The 2,009-nt window shown below is 48.3% G+C and carries 2 protein-coding genes; both read left to right on the top strand.

Features of this window, described 5'->3' with window-relative positions:
* Positions 1 to 1,278 (top strand): porin (locus tag AB4090_RS14955; protein ID WP_369574674.1); only part of this gene is annotated, 1,278 nt, incomplete at its 5' end.
* 18 nt (positions 1,279 to 1,296) lie between these two features.
* Positions 1,297 to 1,794 (top strand): hypothetical protein, encoded by a 498-nt coding sequence (locus AB4090_RS14950; RefSeq protein ID WP_369574673.1) that lies wholly within the window; start codon positions 1,297 to 1,299, stop codon positions 1,792 to 1,794.
* The last annotated feature ends 215 nt before the right edge of the window (positions 1,795 to 2,009 follow it).

Raw genomic sequence — 2,009 nt, 5'->3', positions numbered from 1 at the left:
GATGCCGCTAACTGGTTTAAGCTACAGGACCTAAATCCTAAAAACGTCTCTCTATTCTCAGGATTTATTGAGCCATCTATCTTCTCTATGGCTGGCACAGAAGCGTCCATCTATAATCCTCAGTTACATCGCTACATCAATGCGGTACCGCATGCCAACCTTGTAGGGCCCAATTTCAGCCAGAGCAGTACTGCAACCATCCAACGTGCACGACTGATGATACGGGGATGGGCGAATCCTCATATCTCATATTTCTTTGCCGGTGAGTTTGGTAACAATGCTGCCACCAATATCCGAGGGCAGTATCAGCCACAGCTGCAAGATGGACACGTCGTCTTCAGTTACATTCCCGGGGCCAGAGTCGAGGTGGGAATAATTCGAGCCCCCAGCGCCGAAGATGCAATGAATGGATACATGAGTTACAACTATGTAATCTTCCCTACGGTGATCAACCAGCTCATGTTGCAACCTTTTTATGCCTCTAATCCAGGGCAGCCGTATCCCGCTGGACCGGACGGCTCGGCGCTAATATCCGGAACTCAAACATTGGGTGTGAACGCCTTTCGTTATCCTGGCGTGCAAATTTTTGACTGGAAAAATTGGGGCCATTGGCAAGTCGCCTATGGTGCTATGGTCGGAATGTATGGAAGTGTGGCAGCCGGAAACCAGTCCAGCCATCCACTGTATGCTGCCCGCCTTCAAGGGTCCTATATTTTCTCCGGACACGGGCCATTCCGAAGTGATGTGACCGCCTGGGTATGGTATCAGAATGCCCAGCCAAACCTGTTGCATCATAGTTATACCATGCAGCGGGAGGGAATTGGTTTCCAATACCTGCAAGGTTACATGCACCCCTGGGGGCGGCAGTTCAAGTTTGAGTACATGCGAGGCAACGGCTGGATTGATGCACCTGCGGCATTCAGCCAACAACTGGGTCTAGCGCCAGCGCTAACTCAGGCACAACTGTACCCAAACCTCAGCAATACCGCCTCGGGTTACTATGTGGAAGGCGGATTGTTTCTGACAAAGAACATCGAGATGAATCTTAGGTATGATTATTACGACCGTCTACCGAATCTTGCAGCGGTAGGTGGTGAGAGAATTTTCAAAACGTGGGCGCTTGCTCTGCAATACCACATCACACCGATCACCAAAATTATGGCAGGCTACTACTTCAGAACCATCGATGCTCCCAACGTAGCGCCAAATAGCCCCGGCGCAATCGTGAGTAAGGCGGTGGACAATGAGTTTGCTATGCAGGCCATGATTTCCTTCTAATCAAAAAGGAGTAGTAGAATGTCAAAATACGTAAAGGCCATTTTTGCAACGTGGGTTGTTGTGGCAATGGGAATATTCAGCGTAAGCACGGCATTTGCCAATGTCTCCATGCTTCATGATTTCAACTTTAATCGCCCAGCATTCCTTCATGATCATCCATTTGCACAACGGAAGCTGGTGATGCAAGTAAGCCAAGACAATCCAGGCAGATGGAATCTCACTCTGAATACTGCGCAAAATATTTTGAACTTCTTTGGGCAAGAAAAAGTTCAGATAGTTGTGGTAGCGTTTGGCCCGGGGCTAAAAATGGAACTAAAAAATAGTCCCGTAGCTCAACGAATCGCCGCAATAAACGCTGAAGGAGTAGAATTTGATGCATGTCACAACACCATGGAGCAGATGAAAAAGAAGATAGGACATTTGCCCGTCCTGGTCCCATCTGCTGTCGTTGTTCCTGCCGGAATTGTACGAATTATGCAACTTGAAAGCCATGGCTTCAACTATGTAAAACCTTAACTCTTCCTCATAAAGTGGGTTTTATTTGGCCTCAACTGAGGCCTTTTTCATTACTGCAAAGTATTGCCTTTTTCGCCCATTGAGGGCTCAAAAGCCAAGTGCCGCGTTATGCCCCCTTAAAAAGGCGGTTTTAGCTTATTGGCGCATTGACAAAGGAGTAGTCCAATGACATTCAAGATCATCATGCGCCTCGGGCTCGCGGCTTGCGCCATTGC

The sequence above is a fragment of the Acidithiobacillus sp. IBUN Pt1247-S3 genome (assembly GCF_041146875.1).
In the GTDB taxonomy this organism is placed as follows: domain Bacteria; phylum Pseudomonadota; class Gammaproteobacteria; order Acidithiobacillales; family Acidithiobacillaceae; genus Igneacidithiobacillus.
This window is presented reverse-complemented; position numbering and strand designations above follow the sequence as displayed.